The sequence below is a fragment of the Jeotgalibacillus sp. ET6 genome, assembly GCF_029667115.1.
Taxonomy (GTDB): domain Bacteria; phylum Bacillota; class Bacilli; order Bacillales; family Jeotgalibacillaceae; genus Jeotgalibacillus.
On record NZ_JARUIU010000004.1, the window covers coordinates 265,594 to 282,001 of the forward strand.

The 16,408-nt window shown below is 43.4% G+C and carries 16 protein-coding genes; 12 read left to right on the top strand and 4 right to left on the bottom strand.

Translation table 11 applies throughout. The annotated features are described in order from the left end of the window. The first annotated feature begins 5 nt into the window (after nucleotides 1–5). From P6709_RS12760 to P6709_RS12790, 7 genes are all read left to right on the top strand, one after another. A complete protein-coding gene (locus tag P6709_RS12760; protein ID WP_278241313.1) occupies nucleotides 6–137 on the top strand; it encodes a paeninodin family lasso peptide in 132 nt (43 codons plus the stop codon). 124 nt (nucleotides 138–261) lie between these two features. Next, nucleotides 262–1,191: an aldolase gene (locus tag P6709_RS12765; RefSeq protein ID WP_278241314.1), complete on the top strand. Its 930-nt coding sequence runs from the start codon at nucleotides 262–264 to the stop codon at nucleotides 1,189–1,191. Beyond that, nucleotides 1,188–1,487, top strand: coding sequence for a lasso peptide biosynthesis PqqD family chaperone (locus P6709_RS12770; protein WP_278241315.1), 300 nt, complete (start codon nucleotides 1,188–1,190; stop codon nucleotides 1,485–1,487). Before P6709_RS12765 ends, P6709_RS12770 begins: the two co-directional genes overlap by 4 nt. 38 nt (nucleotides 1,488–1,525) lie before the next feature. Further along, complete coding sequence (locus P6709_RS12775; RefSeq protein ID WP_278241316.1) at nucleotides 1,526–2,005, top strand: lasso peptide biosynthesis B2 protein; 480 nt, start codon at nucleotides 1,526–1,528, stop codon at nucleotides 2,003–2,005. Beyond that, nucleotides 1,989–3,164, top strand: coding sequence for a nucleotidyltransferase domain-containing protein (locus P6709_RS12780; RefSeq protein ID WP_278241317.1), 1,176 nt, complete (start codon nucleotides 1,989–1,991; stop codon nucleotides 3,162–3,164). The genes P6709_RS12775 and P6709_RS12780 overlap by 17 nt, the downstream gene beginning before the upstream one ends. A 10-nt stretch (nucleotides 3,165–3,174) precedes the next feature. Continuing rightward, on the top strand, nucleotides 3,175–4,968 hold the full coding sequence (locus P6709_RS12785; RefSeq protein WP_278241318.1) for an ABC transporter ATP-binding protein: 1,794 nt from the start codon (nucleotides 3,175–3,177) through the stop codon (nucleotides 4,966–4,968). 25 nt (nucleotides 4,969–4,993) lie between these two features. Then, nucleotides 4,994–5,986, top strand: coding sequence for a metallophosphoesterase (locus tag P6709_RS12790; protein WP_278241319.1), 993 nt, complete (start codon nucleotides 4,994–4,996; stop codon nucleotides 5,984–5,986). A 29-nt stretch (nucleotides 5,987–6,015) separates the two neighbouring features. Here P6709_RS12790 and P6709_RS12795 read toward each other — a convergent pair whose 3' ends face one another. Continuing rightward, nucleotides 6,016–6,567, bottom strand: coding sequence for a biotin transporter BioY (locus P6709_RS12795; RefSeq protein ID WP_278241320.1), 552 nt, complete (start codon nucleotides 6,565–6,567; stop codon nucleotides 6,016–6,018). 188 nt (nucleotides 6,568–6,755) lie between these two features. Here P6709_RS12795 and P6709_RS12800 point away from each other — a divergent pair, with 188 nt between their 5' ends. The 4 genes from P6709_RS12800 (at nucleotide 6,756) to purU (ending at nucleotide 11,876) form a co-directional block, all read left to right on the top strand. Continuing rightward, nucleotides 6,756–8,924 (top strand): malate synthase G, encoded by a 2,169-nt coding sequence (locus P6709_RS12800; protein WP_278241321.1) that lies wholly within the window; start codon nucleotides 6,756–6,758, stop codon nucleotides 8,922–8,924. 176 nt (nucleotides 8,925–9,100) lie between these two features. After that, nucleotides 9,101–9,400, top strand: coding sequence for a hypothetical protein (locus P6709_RS12805; RefSeq protein ID WP_278241322.1), 300 nt, complete (start codon nucleotides 9,101–9,103; stop codon nucleotides 9,398–9,400). Nucleotides 9,401–9,478: 78 nt separating this feature from the next. Continuing rightward, entirely contained in the window at nucleotides 9,479–10,759 is a 1,281-nt protein-coding gene (aceA, locus tag P6709_RS12810) for an isocitrate lyase (RefSeq protein WP_278241323.1), read from the top strand. 217 nt (nucleotides 10,760–10,976) lie between these two features. Further along, entirely contained in the window at nucleotides 10,977–11,876 is a 900-nt protein-coding gene (gene purU / locus P6709_RS12815; protein WP_278241324.1) for a formyltetrahydrofolate deformylase, read from the top strand. Nucleotides 11,877–12,418: 542 nt separating this feature from the next. On the opposite strand, the gene rluF is transcribed toward purU, so the two are convergent. Next, a complete protein-coding gene (rluF, locus tag P6709_RS12820) occupies nucleotides 12,419–13,126 on the bottom strand; it encodes a 23S rRNA pseudouridine(2604) synthase RluF (RefSeq protein WP_278241325.1) in 708 nt (235 codons plus the stop codon). Nucleotides 13,127–13,273: 147 nt separating this feature from the next. On the opposite strand from rluF, the gene tlp reads away from it, so the two are divergent. Then, nucleotides 13,274–13,489, top strand: a complete 216-nt coding sequence (tlp, locus tag P6709_RS12825) for a small acid-soluble spore protein Tlp (RefSeq protein ID WP_278241326.1) — start codon at nucleotides 13,274–13,276, stop codon at nucleotides 13,487–13,489. Nucleotides 13,490–13,541: 52 nt separating this feature from the next. Here the strand turns inward: tlp and P6709_RS12830 are convergent, their stop codons facing one another. Together P6709_RS12830 and P6709_RS12835 are read right to left on the bottom strand one after the other, a co-directional pair. Next, on the bottom strand, nucleotides 13,542–14,555 hold the full coding sequence (locus P6709_RS12830; RefSeq protein ID WP_278241327.1) for an LLM class flavin-dependent oxidoreductase: 1,014 nt from the start codon (nucleotides 14,553–14,555) through the stop codon (nucleotides 13,542–13,544). 187 nt (nucleotides 14,556–14,742) lie between these two features. After that, nucleotides 14,743–16,380: a sensor domain-containing diguanylate cyclase gene (locus P6709_RS12835; RefSeq protein WP_278241328.1), complete on the bottom strand. Its 1,638-nt coding sequence runs from the start codon at nucleotides 16,378–16,380 to the stop codon at nucleotides 14,743–14,745. Nucleotides 16,381–16,408: the final 28 nt, after the last annotated feature.

Consider the following 16,408-nt stretch of genomic DNA (forward strand, 5'->3'; position numbering starts at 1 on the left):
AAATAATGAAAAAGGAATGGAAAAAGCCAGAAGTTGAATTGCTGACAGTTCAAATGACGATGCTTGGAGAAGATGGAGATTTTTTGGATAATGATTTTCCAGATGGCACACCTCGTGGCGATCTAACTTTCAGCTAATCCCGAACTCGTATTCGTATTTATTGAATACATAGCCTCTGTAGGAATCCTTACAGGGGCCTTGTATTACAGTTGATCTAGTTCTTTAATCCTTATCTAACCATACACTACTGGAGGACAAATTATGGAAGAGCGTACCGCTTTTTATCGCTATCAAGCGTTTGGGTTGTCTATTTCAAGTGAAATGGAGATCCAGGAACTTCCTGCTGCAACGATGCCTCAAACAGATGTTTATATTGCCCGAAAGGCACTCAGGACCTACTGGGAGAATCGTCCGGCCGATCAAAAGTATTTTTATATAAAAGAAGATTTTGTCATGTTTGAAATAGAAGATACAGCCATTTTTCTGATTGAAAAAGGGACGCATATTTATGTGGATGCTTTTCATGACTCTAAGCATGATCAAGTATGTCTTTACCTTCTTGGAACATGTATGGGATCGATTTTAATGCAGCGTAAAATTCTGCCTCTTCACGGCAGTGCAGTGGCAATCGATGGGAAGGTTTATGCGATTGTTGGAGATTCAGGGGCGGGGAAATCAACACTCGCTGCAGCTTTTCTTCGCAGAGGATATAAGCTGTTAAGTGATGATGTGATTCCTGTCACCTTGACTGAGCAGGGAATTCCGATGGTAACGCCTGCCTATCCGCAGCAAAAGCTATGGATTGAAAGTCTGGAGCAGTTTGGAATGGATTCTGGCCATCTGCGTCCCATTATTCAACGGGAAACGAAATTTGCTGTTCCTGTGACTGAACAGTTTTTAAATGAGAGATTGCCGCTTGCAGGTGTGATTGAGCTGATGAAAACAGAAGAAGACAGGATTGATCTTCAGCCCATTCATAATCTTCACCGGTTCCAGCTGCTATTTGCCCACACGTACCGTAAATCTTTTATAGAACGGCTTGGCCTCGTCCAATGGCATTTTACCCTTTCAGCAAGAATGCTTAATCAGCTTTCCCTATATCAGCTTAAAAGACCAGTTCAGTCGTTTACAGCCAATGAATTGGCAGATTTAATCCTATCCACTATTCAAAAGGAGTCGGTGCACGTATGAACGATACACAAGCGTTAAGTAAGGAGCAGACTGTCGCACAGCAGCCCGGGAATGTCGTCAGCAATATGGATGGAGAAATTGTCATGCTGAGTATTGAAAATGGAAAATATTATAATTTGGGTGAAATTGGCGGAGCGATATGGGAGAAAATCGAACAGCCTATGAGTATATCCTCTCTGATTGATGGGCTGATGGAAGAGTACGAGGTGGATGCTTTTGAATGTGAGCAGCAGGTCATGAGTTTTCTTGATCAATTAGCGAAAGAAAATCTAGTTGCCATTACGGACGCGAAATGAGTACATGGACAGGTGAGTTTAAAAAGGGAGGAAGTCTTATGAATAAAGTTAAGGCTTTTTTCTCGTTAAATAAAGAAGTTAAGGGGCTTCTTATTGAAACGTATGTTCATCTTGCTAAAGCCAGAATCGCAAAGATAAAGCCATTTTCCGAGATTGCCCCAACACTTGGTGAACATATGAAGGAAACGTCTTTTGAACCTGAACCGGAAAGCAAACGGGTGCTGGCAAGCGTTTCGCAGTCTGTTAACCTTATGAGCAAATATACATTTTGGGAAAGTCAGTGTCTGGTTAAGGCAATCGCTGCGATGAGGATGCTTGAAAAAAGGAAAATAGAAAGTACGCTGTATTTAGGAACAGGAAGGGACGAACACGGTAAGCTTGCGGCACATGCCTGGCTAAGGAGCGGACCGTATTACATTACGGGATCTGAAGGAATGGACAAATATACAGTTGTCGGGAAGTTTGCCAAGAGGATTCCCGTCAAAAGGCAGGAGAATGAAGATGAACCAGACATTTAAACTCAACCAGTCCAGTCTGTCAAATGAAGTTCTCTTATTGCTTGATCTGATCACACAAGATCCTGAAACTGCCCAGATTAATAAAGAGTTAGTGAAGAAAATAGATTGGAATCTATTTATTACCCAGGCCTTCCACCATCGGATCTACCCAGCTCTATTGCCAAGAATCAGTCAGTCAAACGAGATTCCTGAGCACGTAAAATCGGTGCTCACTTCTGAGTTTAAACGGAACACACTGACGATGCTATATTTAAGCGCAGAAATGGAGAAGGTTCATCAGCTGTTTTCCAAAGAATCCATTCCGACTCTTTGTCTGAAGGGACCTGTACTGGCTCACAAGCTCTACGGTGATTTGTCTTTGCGCACCTCCAATGATCTTGATATTCTCATTCCCATGAAGGATATTGAAAAAGCAGAGGCATTGCTGGTAAAAGAGGGCTATCAAAAAGATGATTATATTCATTCCGTCCTGAATGACTGGAGATGGCGCCACCATCATATGACCTACTCTCACCCTGTGAAAAAAACAAAAGTTGAAGTTCACTGGCGACTCAGTCCCGGGCCAGGTAAAGAGCCAGGGTTTAATGAGCTTTGGAGCCGCAGAGTCAAGTCAGCGCTTCCTCATTCTTCTGTTTATATGCTAGGAAACGAAGACCTCTTTTTGTTTCTTGCGTCACACGGCGCACGTCACGGGTGGTCCAGACTCCGCTGGCTGATGGACATAAAACAGCTCATGAAACAGGAGATGGACTGGCAGCTTCTATCCACCCTGTTAAAGAAAAATTATATCGAGCATATAGCAGGACAAAGCATCGTATTGGCCCAGCAGCTTTTACAGGCTGAGTGTACCTCCGCTGCTGAATGCCTCGCTTCAACTCAGCGGTCTCAGAAGCTTGCACAGGATGCGATGTTTTATTTGGAATCCATGATTAATTTGCATACAGATCCGGTCCCTGAAGACGTATCCACCTATCATCAAAAGCATTTATTTACGCTTATGTCTCCCCATCAAAAAAGCTTGTATTTTTTGAGTACGCTGCACCCGTATGCAGAGGATGCCAAAACACTGCCACTGCCGCAGCAGCTTCACTTTCTTTATTTTCCTCTTCGGCCGCTGTTAGTCATGTGGAGAAAAAGAAGTAAACATGCAATGCCTTAGGAGGATTTAAATGAAGGATATTCTCTTTTTTTTAAAGCAAATCCATTCGTATTCAGGAAACGTGCTCTATGTAAACCTTGCAGCGATGATTGTCATTGGATTGCTGGAGGGAGCGGCGATTTTACTGCTCATACCGATGATTTCGTTAAGCGGCATTATTGATATAAATATAGAAGGCATCCCATTGATCGGCCTATTTTCTTTTTTACGTGACATTCCTCCATCCATCGGTCTTCCTCTGGTGCTTGGTGTTTTTGTTCTGCTGGCTGCAGGGCAAAATTTAATGCACCGGACGGTTACAATTCGCAATGCAACGATTCAGCACGGATTTTTACGTCATTTACGTATGGAAACGTACCGGAATCTTCTCTTCTCAAACTGGAGTTTTTTTATCCAAAAAAGAAAGTCGGACATTATCAATATCCTTACTACAGAAATCTCAAAAGCAAATGGCGGAACACATTCTGTACTGCAGTTTATGTCTTCTATCATTACAACCGCCATTCAAGTTGGACTCGCCTTTCTACTGGCTCCGTCCATCACGATCTTTGTCATGCTTTGCGGACTTGTCCTCATTTATTTTAATCGCCGTTTTTTAAAGCGGTCACTTGCGCTTGGGAAAAGAAATTTTCTATTAACCAAGGAATACATTGGCGGAATTACAGACCAGATGAATGGAATTAAAGATATTAAAAGCAACACGCTCGAACATTCCCGGATGGATTGGTATACAGGAATCACGAAAGGAATGCAAAATGAACAGATTGAATACTTAAAACTAAAAACAACCTCGCAGCTGTATTATAAAATGGCATCAGCTGTTTTAATTGCCGTTTTTGTTTATCTGTCCATCCGATTATTTAACGCTCAGGCGGCTCAATTGGGACTAATCGTGATTATCTTTTCACGTCTATGGCCCCGTGTTGCCGGAATTCAGGCTTCACTTGAACAAATTGCTACCGTCCTTCCTTCCTTTAAAGCTGTGAAAGCGCTGCAGCATGAATGCAAGGGTGCACAGGAATTCAGCCTGCACCAAAATGATGCAGAGCCGATTTCATTTGCTCATCAAATCGAATGCCGCAATGTGTTTTTCCGGTATAACCAGCAAGAGCCGAAAAACACATTAGAAAATATAAATCTTGTTCTGCCTTCCTTTAAAATGACAGCCTTTGTCGGAAGATCAGGTGCAGGAAAAAGTACGCTTATCGATTTAATTATGGGGTTAAATAAGCCCGAATCCGGTCAGCTGCTTATTGATGGAGTGGAGTTAACAAAGGATAACCTGCTATCGCTAAGACAAGCTATCTCATATGTTCCGCAGGATCCATTTCTGTTTAATACAACAATCAGAGAAAATCTGCTTCTTGTAAAACCGGATGCTTCAGATGAGGATCTTTGGGAAGCTCTATCCTTTGCCTGTGCCGATCAGTTTGTCAAAAGATTGCCGAATAAACTAGATACGTTGATTGGCGATAGAGGGATCAAGCTTTCAGGAGGAGAAAGACAGCGTCTTGTTATTGCGAGAGCCATTTTGCGAAAGCCGTCTATTTTAGTTCTGGATGAAGCCACCAGTGCACTGGACAGCGAAAGCGAGGCCCGTATTCAGGAAGCCCTTGAACGGTTAAAAGGAAAAATGACGATTTTAGTCATTGCCCATCGTCTGTCTACCATTCGAAATTCTGATCAGGTCGTCGTGCTTGAAGACGGGAAAGTGATCCAGCAGGGGGGCTTCAACCAGCTTTCTCAGGAAAAAAGCAAAGTGTTCAGCCATCTGCTGAAAAGACAAATGGAAGTGGCTCCTTAAAAACGAATTAAAAGAGGCAGGATGCGTGAAAAAAAAGACTGGCTGTATCTCATTCTTTATTTTATTTATTGCTGGACTTGCAGGGTTTATCTATTGGGACAATAACCGGATTACTGTTGTAGAGCAGGGGGTGCACGTGCCGGAGATTTCAAGTGAATTTAATCAATTTCGAATTCTTCAGATCAGTGACCTTCATGAGAAAACGTTCGGAAAAAATCAATCAAGACTGATTAAAAAAATCAATGCCATTGAGTATGATGCTATCCTGTTTACTGGAGATATGATGGATGACCCGGAAGAAACAAATTGGACTGCTTTTTTTGAGCTGCTGGAAGGAATTCAGAATAAAGAGCACGCCTTCTATGTGCCGGGCAATACAGATCCGGAAAGCTATATTCTTAATGACAGCGGCACGATTGAAAAAAGCCTCTATATAAACGAAATGGAAAAACGGGGAGTCTTGCTCCTTGAGTCTATTAACACGATTGAAAGAGGACAGGAGAGCCTTCATATTGTCCAGTTTGATACAGCGGTCATGAATCCTGATGAAGATTTTGAGCCGTTGAACGGAAGAGTCACAAGAACCATTGAAAATGAGCCTGCTTATATAGCTTATCAAAATGAGCAGTTAAAACTGTTTTCACGTTTAGAAGGCCAGGAACAGGAAGCAATTATTGCACTTAGCCATTACCCGATCGTTGATGTGCAAATCGATTACCTGAAAGACCAAAAGCATTTCAGGGATTTCAGTTTGATCCTCGCTGGTCATTATCACGGAGGTCAAATTCGTCTTCCTATTTTAGGTGCTTTGTTCGTACCTGAAGCCTGGTATGACAACGGAGGGATTTTGCCTCCATCAGACAGAGTAAGCGGACTGTGGGAGTATGAGGGGACCAAGCAATATGTAAGTACAGGACTTGGCAGCAGTGATGCGTTATCTTTTTTAAACTTCAGGCTGTTTAATCCTCCACAACTAAATCTCCTCACTTTACATTCAGAAAAGAGCGGCGACCATTGAGTTGCCGCTCTTTTTTGGGTTGCGCTGATTTATACAGCCGGCTGCAGCAGCTTAGCCTGCATAAGTCTTTGGCGTACGGTAATGCCAATCCATGCAGCTAAAAGAGCTTTAATAACGCCAACTGCCAGGAATGGGTACACACCTGCTGCTAGAGCGGCAGTCCAGTTCATATCAAACAAGATCTTGAGCCAGATGGTCCCACATGCAAGGGTCACGACCATGCCTGCTAAATTTGCCGCAATCGCCATCTTCAGTGTAAAAGAGGTTTTTTCTAAAATGAGTCCTGTTGCATAAGCCGCAGCAATAAATCCGACAATATAGCCCGCCGTTGGCCCCACCATAACATGAGCGCCTCCACTAAACCCTGCAAATACCGGCAGGCCAGCCATTCCAATCAGCATATAAACCACCATTGTGATGGCGCCGTAGCGGCTGCCCAGTATAGTGGCAGCAAGTCCTACTGCCAGCGTCTGACCGCTGATAGGGATTAGCGGCAGTGGAATTTCCACCTGCGCTAAGATAGCCGTTATGGCCGCAAAAATTCCGCAATTGATCAGCATCCTCAATCGATAATTCTCCATATGATCCTCCTTTTTTGTAAACCAATTATACTATTAAGTTAACACAAATTCTTTTCGCTCACTATCCTTAATTTAATTTTTTACGAGCTGGAAGAACTATTTTTTAAAAAATATTTCCATTCACCTTTAAGTTGTTATACAATACATTATATTAAATATAACTGTTATATAACAAAAGGAGGAAGAAGATGATTCAAATGAATAAGTTGAAAATTGACCCTTTATTTTATTCATTTATTGAAAAGGAAGCATTGCCGGGATCAGAGGTGGACAGTCAGGCATTCTGGCAGGGGTTCAGTAAGATTATTCATGGTTTATCACCGGAAAATAGAAGACTGCTTGAAGAAAGAAAGAGGATGCAGGAGCAAATTAATCAGTGGCACTGCCGGCAGAATTGGAAGCAAATGAGGGGGGAGTATGAAAGATTTTTAAAAGAAATCGGCTACATTGAAAGCGAAAAAGAGCCGTTCTCGATTACAACCGAGCAAGTGGATCGTGAAATCGCTTCACAAGCAGGTCCGCAGCTTGTCGTGCCGGTTAACAATGCCCGCTATGCCATCAATGCTGCAAATGCACGCTGGGGCAGTTTATACGATGCGCTGTATGGAACAAACGTAATTGATGAAGCCGAAGGGGCAGAAAAGGGAACCGCCTATAACCCAGTCAGAGGCCGCAAAGTCGTGGACTATGCCAAAACCTTTCTGGATCAAATTGCGCCACTGCAAAGCGGTTCACACAAAGAGGTAACACAGTATTTAATAGAGGGCGGTAAACTGCATGCCGCTGTAAACAAAGAAACCACACGTCTTAAAGATGAGAGACAATTTGCAGGCTGGCAGGGGGAAGAGGAAAATCCGTCCGCGGTTTTACTGCTGAATCATGATCTTTACATCGATATTCAATTGGACAGAGCTCATCCTGTGGGGAAAACAGATCCAGCTGGTGTAAAAGATGTTGTGATGGAGGCCGCAATTACAACCATTATGGATTGCGAGGATTCCGTTGCGGCTGTTGATGCAGAGGATAAGGTGCTTGTGTATCGAAATTGGCTCGGGTTAATGAAGGGAACTCTTTCTTCTGTTTTTCAAAAAGGGGATAAAGAGGTCACCAGAAACCTGAATGAGGACAGAAGCTACCTCTCACCAGACGGCAGTGAGCTGATTCTGCCTGGGCGTTCGCTGCTGCTTGTGCGGAATGTAGGTCATTTAATGACATCTTCTATGGTGCTTGATCAAGAGGGCCAAGAGGTCCCCGAAGGCATCATAGATACAGTGGTCACAAGTTTGCTGGCGAAACATGATCTGCTTCGTAAAGGAAGAATGAAAAACTCAGCTGCCGGCTCTGTTTATATTGTAAAGCCGAAAATGCACGGCTCAAAGGAGGCTGCCTTTGCAAATAAATGCTTTAATCAGGTTGAAGACCTTCTTGGACTTGAACGATACACCTTAAAAATAGGGGTCATGGATGAAGAAAGACGTACGTCTCTTAATCTTGCAAACTGTATTTTTGAAGTGAAGGAAAGAATCGTATTTATAAACACAGGATTTTTAGACCGTACAGGAGATGAAATCTATACCTCGATGCTTGCAGGAGCAATGGTGCGGAAAAATGAAATGAAAAGCACTGACTGGCTTCAGGGGTATGAGAAATCAAATGTAGATACGGGATTAAACTGCGCGTTGCCAGGTCGTGCCCAAATCGGCAAGGGAATGTGGGCGATGCCGGATCAAATGAAGGAAATGATGGAGCAAAAGCACACACATCTTGAAGCAGGCGGCAATACAGCATGGGTTCCATCGCCAACCGCTGCCACTTTACATGCACTTCACTACCACCAGCTGCGCGTTAAAGACATCCAAAAAGATCTTTTGCAGCAGACGAAAAACAGAAAGCCCGAAATCCTGACGCTGCCTCTTTTGGAAGGAAGCTGCACAGCAGAAGAAATTCAGCAGGAGCTCGACAATAATGTTCAGGGGTTACTTGGATATGTGGTGAGATGGGTGGAGCATGGAACAGGCTGCTCAAAGGTGCCGGATATCCACCATATCGGCTTAATGGAAGACCGGGCAACACTGCGGATCTCAAGTCAGCATCTTGCCAACTGGCTGGAGCATGGTTTGTGTTCAAATGAACAAATGATGGAGACGTTAAAGCGAATGGCTGAAGTGGTGGATCATCAAAATGCCAGAGATCCGCAGTATCTTCCCATGGCACAAAATTTCGAGCGATCCATCGCCTTTCAAGCAGCGTGTGAACTGATTTTTGAAGGAAAAAATCAGCCTTCAGGATACACAGAGCCTATTTTACACCGCCGCCGCAAAGAGTTTAAAGCACGCTCCTATGCTGCAAGAATATAAGTAAAATTTGTATTATATAACAGCATAACAAAATTAGTTTGTGCAAATCTGCCTTGGTGTATAGAACTTTTACTGTTCCAATAAAAAAATTTATATGCAACTGTTATAAAACAGTTGCATATAAATAAATACTGTTATATATTAGTTTCACACAAAACATTTAGGAGGATGATAATATGCAAGTTCAACAGACCCAAACGACAAGCAGAGATTTAATTGAACGCTGGATTGTTCAGCATGTTTTGGAAGGACGTTCTGACGAAGAGCTCGAGGGAACCATGTTTGTTTACGGCAATGAAGCATATACGCTTGAGCAAACCTCACAGGGCGCTCTTTCAATAAAGGAGCATTCCGTATCTAAAGTCATTGTTTTCCGTAAAAAAGAAGAGGCAGATCCAGCCAATATGTGCCGTGCTTGCGGACTTGATTATTCCAGCTTTAAAGAAGCCATTGAATGCTGTGCCGATGTAGACTGATATTTTTTTGGATTAACTGTTATATAACAATAAAATAATATTTATTATGTATTAAAACAATAAAGGGGATGAATAAATATGAGTAATGATAAACAACTTGAACAGCTGGCTGAAAACTGGAAGCAGGATCGATGGAGCGGGGTGGAACGGCCTTACACAGCCCAAGATGTGATCAAGCTTAGAGGATCAGTAGTCGTGGAGCAGACGCTCGCGAAAATGGGTGCTGAACGGCTATGGGAGCTTGTTCATACAGAAGACTACGTAAATGCGCTTGGGGCGCTTACAGGAAACCAGGCGATGCAGCAGGTTAAAGCGGGATTAAAAGCGATTTATTTGAGCGGCTGGCAGGTAGCGGCAGACGCTAATCTGTCGGGTCATATGTATCCTGATCAAAGCCTGTATCCGGCCAATAGTGTCCCTCAGGTCGTTAAAAAAATCAATCAAACCCTGCAGCGCGCAGATCAGATTCAACAGGCAGAAGGAGAGGGCGATACATACTGGTACGCCCCGATTGTAGCGGATATGGAAGCCGGGTTTGGGGGAACGCTGAATGTGTTTGAACTGACAAAGGCCATGATTGAAGCAGGTGCTGGAGGGGTTCATTTAGAAGATCAGCTTTCGTCAGAAAAGAAATGCGGTCATCTTGGCGGGAAAGTGCTGCTGCCTACACAGACAGCTGTAAGGAATTTAATTGCGGCCCGTCTTGCAGCGGATGTGATGGGTGTGCCGACTGTTATTATTGCAAGAACCGATGCCAATGCGGCGAATCTTATAACGAGTGACGTAGACCCTTATGATCAGCCTTTTATTAAAGGGGAACGTACACCGGAAGGCTTTTATCATACGCAGGAAGGAATTGATCAGGCGATAGCACGCGGTCTTGCCTATGCACCTTATGCGGATTTGATCTGGTGTGAAACCTCTGAGCCGAATATTGAAGAAGCGAGAAAATTTGCGAGTGCAATCCACGAGAAGTTTCCGGGTAAAATTCTTGCTTATAATTGCTCTCCTTCTTTCAACTGGAAAATGAAGCTGGACGAAGATACCATTGCAAGCTTTCAAAAAGAACTTGGCAAAATGGGCTATAAATTTCAATTTGTTACATTAGCCGGGTTTCATTCGCTTAATTACGGAATGTTTGAGCTTGCAAGAAGCTACAAGGATCGGGGAATGGCTGCGTATTCAGAGCTGCAGCAGGCTGAATTCGCTGCAGAAGAAAACGGCTATACTGCCACTCGTCATCAGCGGGAAGTAGGAACCGGTTACTTTGACGCTGTATCACTGGTGATCTCCGGTGGAACCTCCTCCACTACGGCCCTAACAGGATCAACAGAAAGCGAGCAATTTCAAAAGGCATAGGCACAGTAAGCTGGACTGGAGGTAACAAAGCGTCCGTCTGAAGCGCGGCGCACCGGTCAACGAGCTTGAGACATTTTTGTCTCAAGCTCTTTTTATAAGATTTACCTCACTCCTAAAAAAATCCCACCAAAACTCACATTCCTTTCATTTTCATTCAACTTCCCTTACGATCATAGGTATTCAAATGTAAAACTGAAAAATGATTAAGGAGGAGCTTATGTCACGTCTGATCGAGAAACAGCTGCAGGAATTTAAAGAAGAGCATAAAAATAAAGGATGTTTGTTGGTTCGCTGTCCGGATCAGCCGGGAATCGTCGCATCGATTTCACGCTTTCTTTTTCAATACAACGCCAATATCATCACGTCTAATCAGTATTCGTCAAATCCGGAGGGCGGCGATTTTTTCATTCGCATTGAATTTGCGAGCCCATCTCTCCATGAAAATAAAATAGAAATAAAAAAATCCTTTGAAGCGATTGCAGAGAACTTTTCAATGGATTGGAAAATGACATTTCCTTCAGAGGTAAAGCGAACGGCGATATTTGTTTCGAAGGAGCTTCATTGTATACGTGAGCTGTTATTTGAATGGCAGAGCGGGGATTTGATGACAGACATCGTGGTGGTGATCAGCAACCACGAGGAAGCAAGAGAGCTGGTAGAGGGCTTCGGCATTCCCTTTTTACATTTGCCTGCAAGCAAGGAAAATCGTCGTGAAGTTGAAACACAGCAGCTTAAATGGCTTGAAGAATACGAAGTGGACTTAATTGTTCTGGCCCGATATATGCAGATTCTGACACCTGTTTTTGTAGAAGCTCATCCAAAAAAAATTATTAACATCCACCATTCGTTTTTACCGGCCTTTGTCGGCGCACGTCCATATGACCGTGCCTATCAGCGCGGGGTTAAGCTCATCGGGGCGACAGGACATTATGTTACAAATGATTTGGACGAAGGACCAATTATTGAACAGGATATTAATCGTGTGGATCACACAGATAATATCGAAGCGATGAAAAAAATCGGCCGTTCCATCGAGCGAAGTGTTTTGGCTCGTTCTGTTAAATGGCATCTCGAAGACCGTATCATTGTACATGGAAATAAAACCATTGTTTTTTGATGGAGACCGGTTCATTTCCGCTGCGGCCGGAGGCTTTCCGCGTGGTGGGAGGTGAGCCCCTTGATGCTTTCGCATCTACGTGGTCTCACCCTTCCCGCTGCATCACGCAGGAGCCCCCGTCCTCCGCTGCAATGAACCTATTCTGTCATAGTGCGACTTATTTATATCATGTGTAACAAGTTTTAATTGCACTTACAGCAGATAATCATTTTTGAAAAGAAGTAGAACGTTTCATTTCCGCTGGGGCTTGAGGCTTTCCGCGTGGAGCGCAGCGACCATGTCAAAGGGACTGGGACACATCTAAAAAAGGTATAGAGAATGAGGAAGTATTAATAAATAGTATGAGGAGAACGGAGCGGAAGGTGGCGACTCCTGCAGGATATGACGGCAAGCTGAGACTTTTCAGGGTCTTGCCCTGTAAAGGCTCAGCGCCGTCCCTGCGGAAAGCGTCCGCCTGAAGCGCAGTGAACCGGTCAAAGAGCTTGAGACACTTTTGTCCCAAGCTCTATTCCTTTTGGAATCAGGCTGATTTAGTACCGATCTCACAGGTCTTTAGGAGTATAATTCAGCTTTTTAAACAGTTCAGTTCTTTCATCGTTCGTTAAGTCACGCCATTGGCCTTTTTCCAGTCCATCAAGGTGAATATTCATAATTCGGATCCGGGTCAATCTTTTTACGGTATAGCCCAGTGCTGTACACATTCTTCTGATCTGGCGGTTTAAGCCTTGCGTCAGGGTTATTTTGAACACATGACTGGATAGTTTGTCTACTTTACAAGGCAGGGTTTTTGTATCAAGAATGGACACACCCTGTTCCATCTGCTTTAGGAAGTAATCGGATACAGGCTGGTCGACAGTCACAATGTATTCTTTCTCGTGTTTGTTTTCAGCTCTCAAAATTTCATTAACGATATCTCCATCATTGGTGAGCAAAATGAGCCCTTCAGAATCTTTATCAAGCCGGCCAATATGAAAAATACGCTGAGGATGATTAACAAAATCAATGATGTTTCCCTCAATATGGCGTTCTGTTGTGGATGTAATGCCAGCCGGCTTATTTAAGGCAATGTACACATTGTTTTTTTCAAGTACAATCGGTTTTCCATCAACCGTCACAATATCCTCCTGCTCTACACGACTGCCAAGCTCGGCTAACTCCCCGTTAATTTTGACACGACCTTCTTCAATCCATTTATCTGCACCGCGGCGAGATGAAATTCCCGCTTCGCTTAAAAATTTATTAATTCGCACGTATAACACACCTTTTTGTTCATATGTGCTTCAACGATACCTTACTTCGCCTTCGAAGCGCAACTGCCATACTATTTATTTGTATAGTACGGTTTTAAAAGGGGAGCCTACTATATGCCGTTCTATAAAAAGGAGGAGGAAACAGCAATGACACAAAATAAGCCTAATCCGGATAACCGGGCAGATAATGCAGAAAAGCTAAAAGAAATGGTGCAAAACACAATTGGCAATATGGAAGCAGCAGAAGAAACGATGGCTTTTGCGGATGGCAAGGATAAGAAAGCAATTGAAGAGAAAAATAAACGCCGCCAGGACAGCATTGATGCGATGCGAAATGAAATTAAAGACGAGTCACGACAATAAAAAATGACTAAACAAAGAACCTGTGACATTGTCACAGGTTCTTTGTTGTACCCTATTTACTTTCTTCAATAATTTCAGCCACAATTTCATAGGAGCGCATGCGTTCAGCGTGATCATATATCTGTGAAACAATCATCAGCTCGTCTGCGTCGGTTTCATGTAAGAATTGCTGTAATTTAGTTCTGACCGTTTCCTTGCTGCCGATAATGGAAGAGCCAAGCTGCTGTTCGAGTGCCGCTTTTTCATACGGAGACCAGATCTCATCCATGTTTTCTACTGGAGGAGGAAGCGGTGATTCTGTACTGCGTATTAAATTTAGAAAGGCCTGCTGCAGGGTGGTAGCAAGGTACTGGGCTTTTTCGTCTGTTTCTGCAGCGATCACATTCACCCCAACCATCGCATGTGGTTTTTCTAATGTATCGGATGGTTGAAAGGCCTTTCTGTATACATCCAGCGCCGGCAATGTGTTGTCTGGTGAGAAATGACTGGCAAAGGAAAATGGAAGACCCAGCTGACCTGCAAGCTGTGCACTGAATCCGCTGGAACCAAGCAGCCAGACAGGAACAGAGAGTCCTTCTCCCGGAACTGCCCGAACCATAGCCTTATGTTCACTAAGGTCAGGGTTAAAGTAAGAGCGGAGTTCCATTAAAAGCTCAGGGAAATCCTGTCCATTGCTGCGATTTCTTCTTAGTGCATGAGCTGTACGCTGATCCGTCCCTGGTGCCCGTCCCAGACCAAGATCGATTCTTCCGGGGAACAGGGATTCAAGAGTACCAAATTGCTCAGCAATAATTAACGGGGCATGATTTGGAAGCATAATTCCGCCTGATCCAACGCGAATTGTACTTGTGCCTGCGGCAACATGACCAATTAAAACGGCTGTGGCTGAGCTTGCGATAAAAGGCATATTATGATGTTCAGCGAGCCAGAAACGATTATAGCCAAGCTTTTCAGTATGCTGTGCAAGTGACAGTGTGTTTTTAAAAGCATCAGCGGGTGTTGCGCCGGCTACAATCGGGGATAAATCTAAAACCGAATATGGAATCGTACTTAGTTTTTTCGTCATAAAACCATCTGCTTTCACTAAATTTGATTCAAAGGCTCTTTCGTTTGAATCTTTAACTAGTGTAGCAAGTTTGGATTCATTGGAACATTTTAATGCTTGAAGGATCTTTAAAGGCTATTATCATGCTCAAGAAAGAACCTGTTGAATCCATACAAAAACCCGTCAGCAGACGGGCTAAGAACAATAATTAAATTATAGTTTGATAAAAAGTTACTCTGCCTTTTCCTTTGTTTTTCGAATGATAAAGCGCTTGATCTGCATAAGAGATCAGCGTATGGAAATCATTCTCATCAGCAGGGAAGAGTGAGATCCCGATACTGCAGCCAATAGCGGCAAACGATCCCTCATTAAGTGGTACTGGCTTATTAATTTCCTGGATAATTTTAAGAGCCAATTGTTCAGGCACCTCTGTACCATTTTCACTAAAGGGCAGCAGAATTATAAATTCGTCTCCGCCAACCCGGGATACAAAGGCAGCATCAGGGACCTGGCTTCTTAAAATTTCAGCCACATGCTGCAATGTAAGGTCTCCAGCGTGGTGTCCAAACGTATCATTAACTTGTTTAAATCCGTCTAAATCCATATAAAAGAAAGCGAGCTTTTCTCCATCCAATTTAGCTTCTCTAATCATTTGTGAGGTGGAAAGCTCCAACAGAATTCTGTTTGGTAGACCGGTTAGGGAATCCCGATAGGCCATCCCTTCCATTTTTAAAAGATTTGATTCTGTAGTACTTATGGTTTTAACCATCAGCTGCAGAGAAGAGGATAAGTCTTCTATTTCTTTGATGCCTGTGTACACAGGGAAGTGCATATTTTTTCCTGTTGAAAAGAGCTGCGCCTGGCTTGAAATCTCATTAAGCGGCTTTGCGATTTTACCGGCGATCACCCAGCCGATTAAGGAGAAAAATACAGCGCTCAAGATGCCGCTGATCAAGATTACGAAACTTAAATCCTGGGCGGTTTCAAATGCGGTTTCCTCAGGCTCACGCACCAGAACCGTCCATTCGATCCCTGGATATTCCCGGTAACCCGTTGCCTGGGAGTAGCCCGTAAGATAGGACTGGCCGGCGTCCCAGTCCTCAATGGTCCAGCCGTTTCCATCCTGATTCGCTTTTAAAATGCTATTAAGAGGAAGACGGCGGCCGATAAAGGAGTCAGGTCCTAATATCACACGGTTATCTTCTGCACTGATGACGAAGACCTCTACATCATCATCTTCTCTGCTTGTTAGAGGATCGATGATGGATGACTTTACCTCCCGGGCCCATTCCCAGCTTAAATGAGTCGCCAGTACACCTTCAAAGTTGCCATTTTTATCTTTCAGCGGCATACTAATATCGACAAATTCCAATTTTCGTCCAGCAGGATTCGGGAGGAGGTCCGCTAAAAGCAGTGCTTCATGAACATCTCCTACAAAAACGTCTTCCCTTGCTTCTGTAAACACAGGTCTCTCTGAGATATCCTGACCTTCCAGCATTCCGCCAGTGGAAGCCATAATAATTCCTTCATTATCTGATATTCCCATCCATGAAAACGATGGAATTTGCTGCTGAACCTTATTAAGAAGGTTTCTTTTCTCTTCAATTGAAGACTGATTCTGTACTGCTTCAAGGCTGCTTAAAATAGCAACTTCACTATATCTTGACCACATATATTGATCCAGTTTGTCCGTCATCTGGAATGCAACGTTAGATAACGACTTTCCTTTTTCTTCCTTTAAATAATCCGTTGCAATTTGAACAATAATAAAGCTTGAAAACAAAGCGAATAGTACAATAAATATGGCGAAGACCAAACCCCAGTATACACGTAATGTTAAAGACACAAAATTGACTCCCTTATTCTTCTCTTTT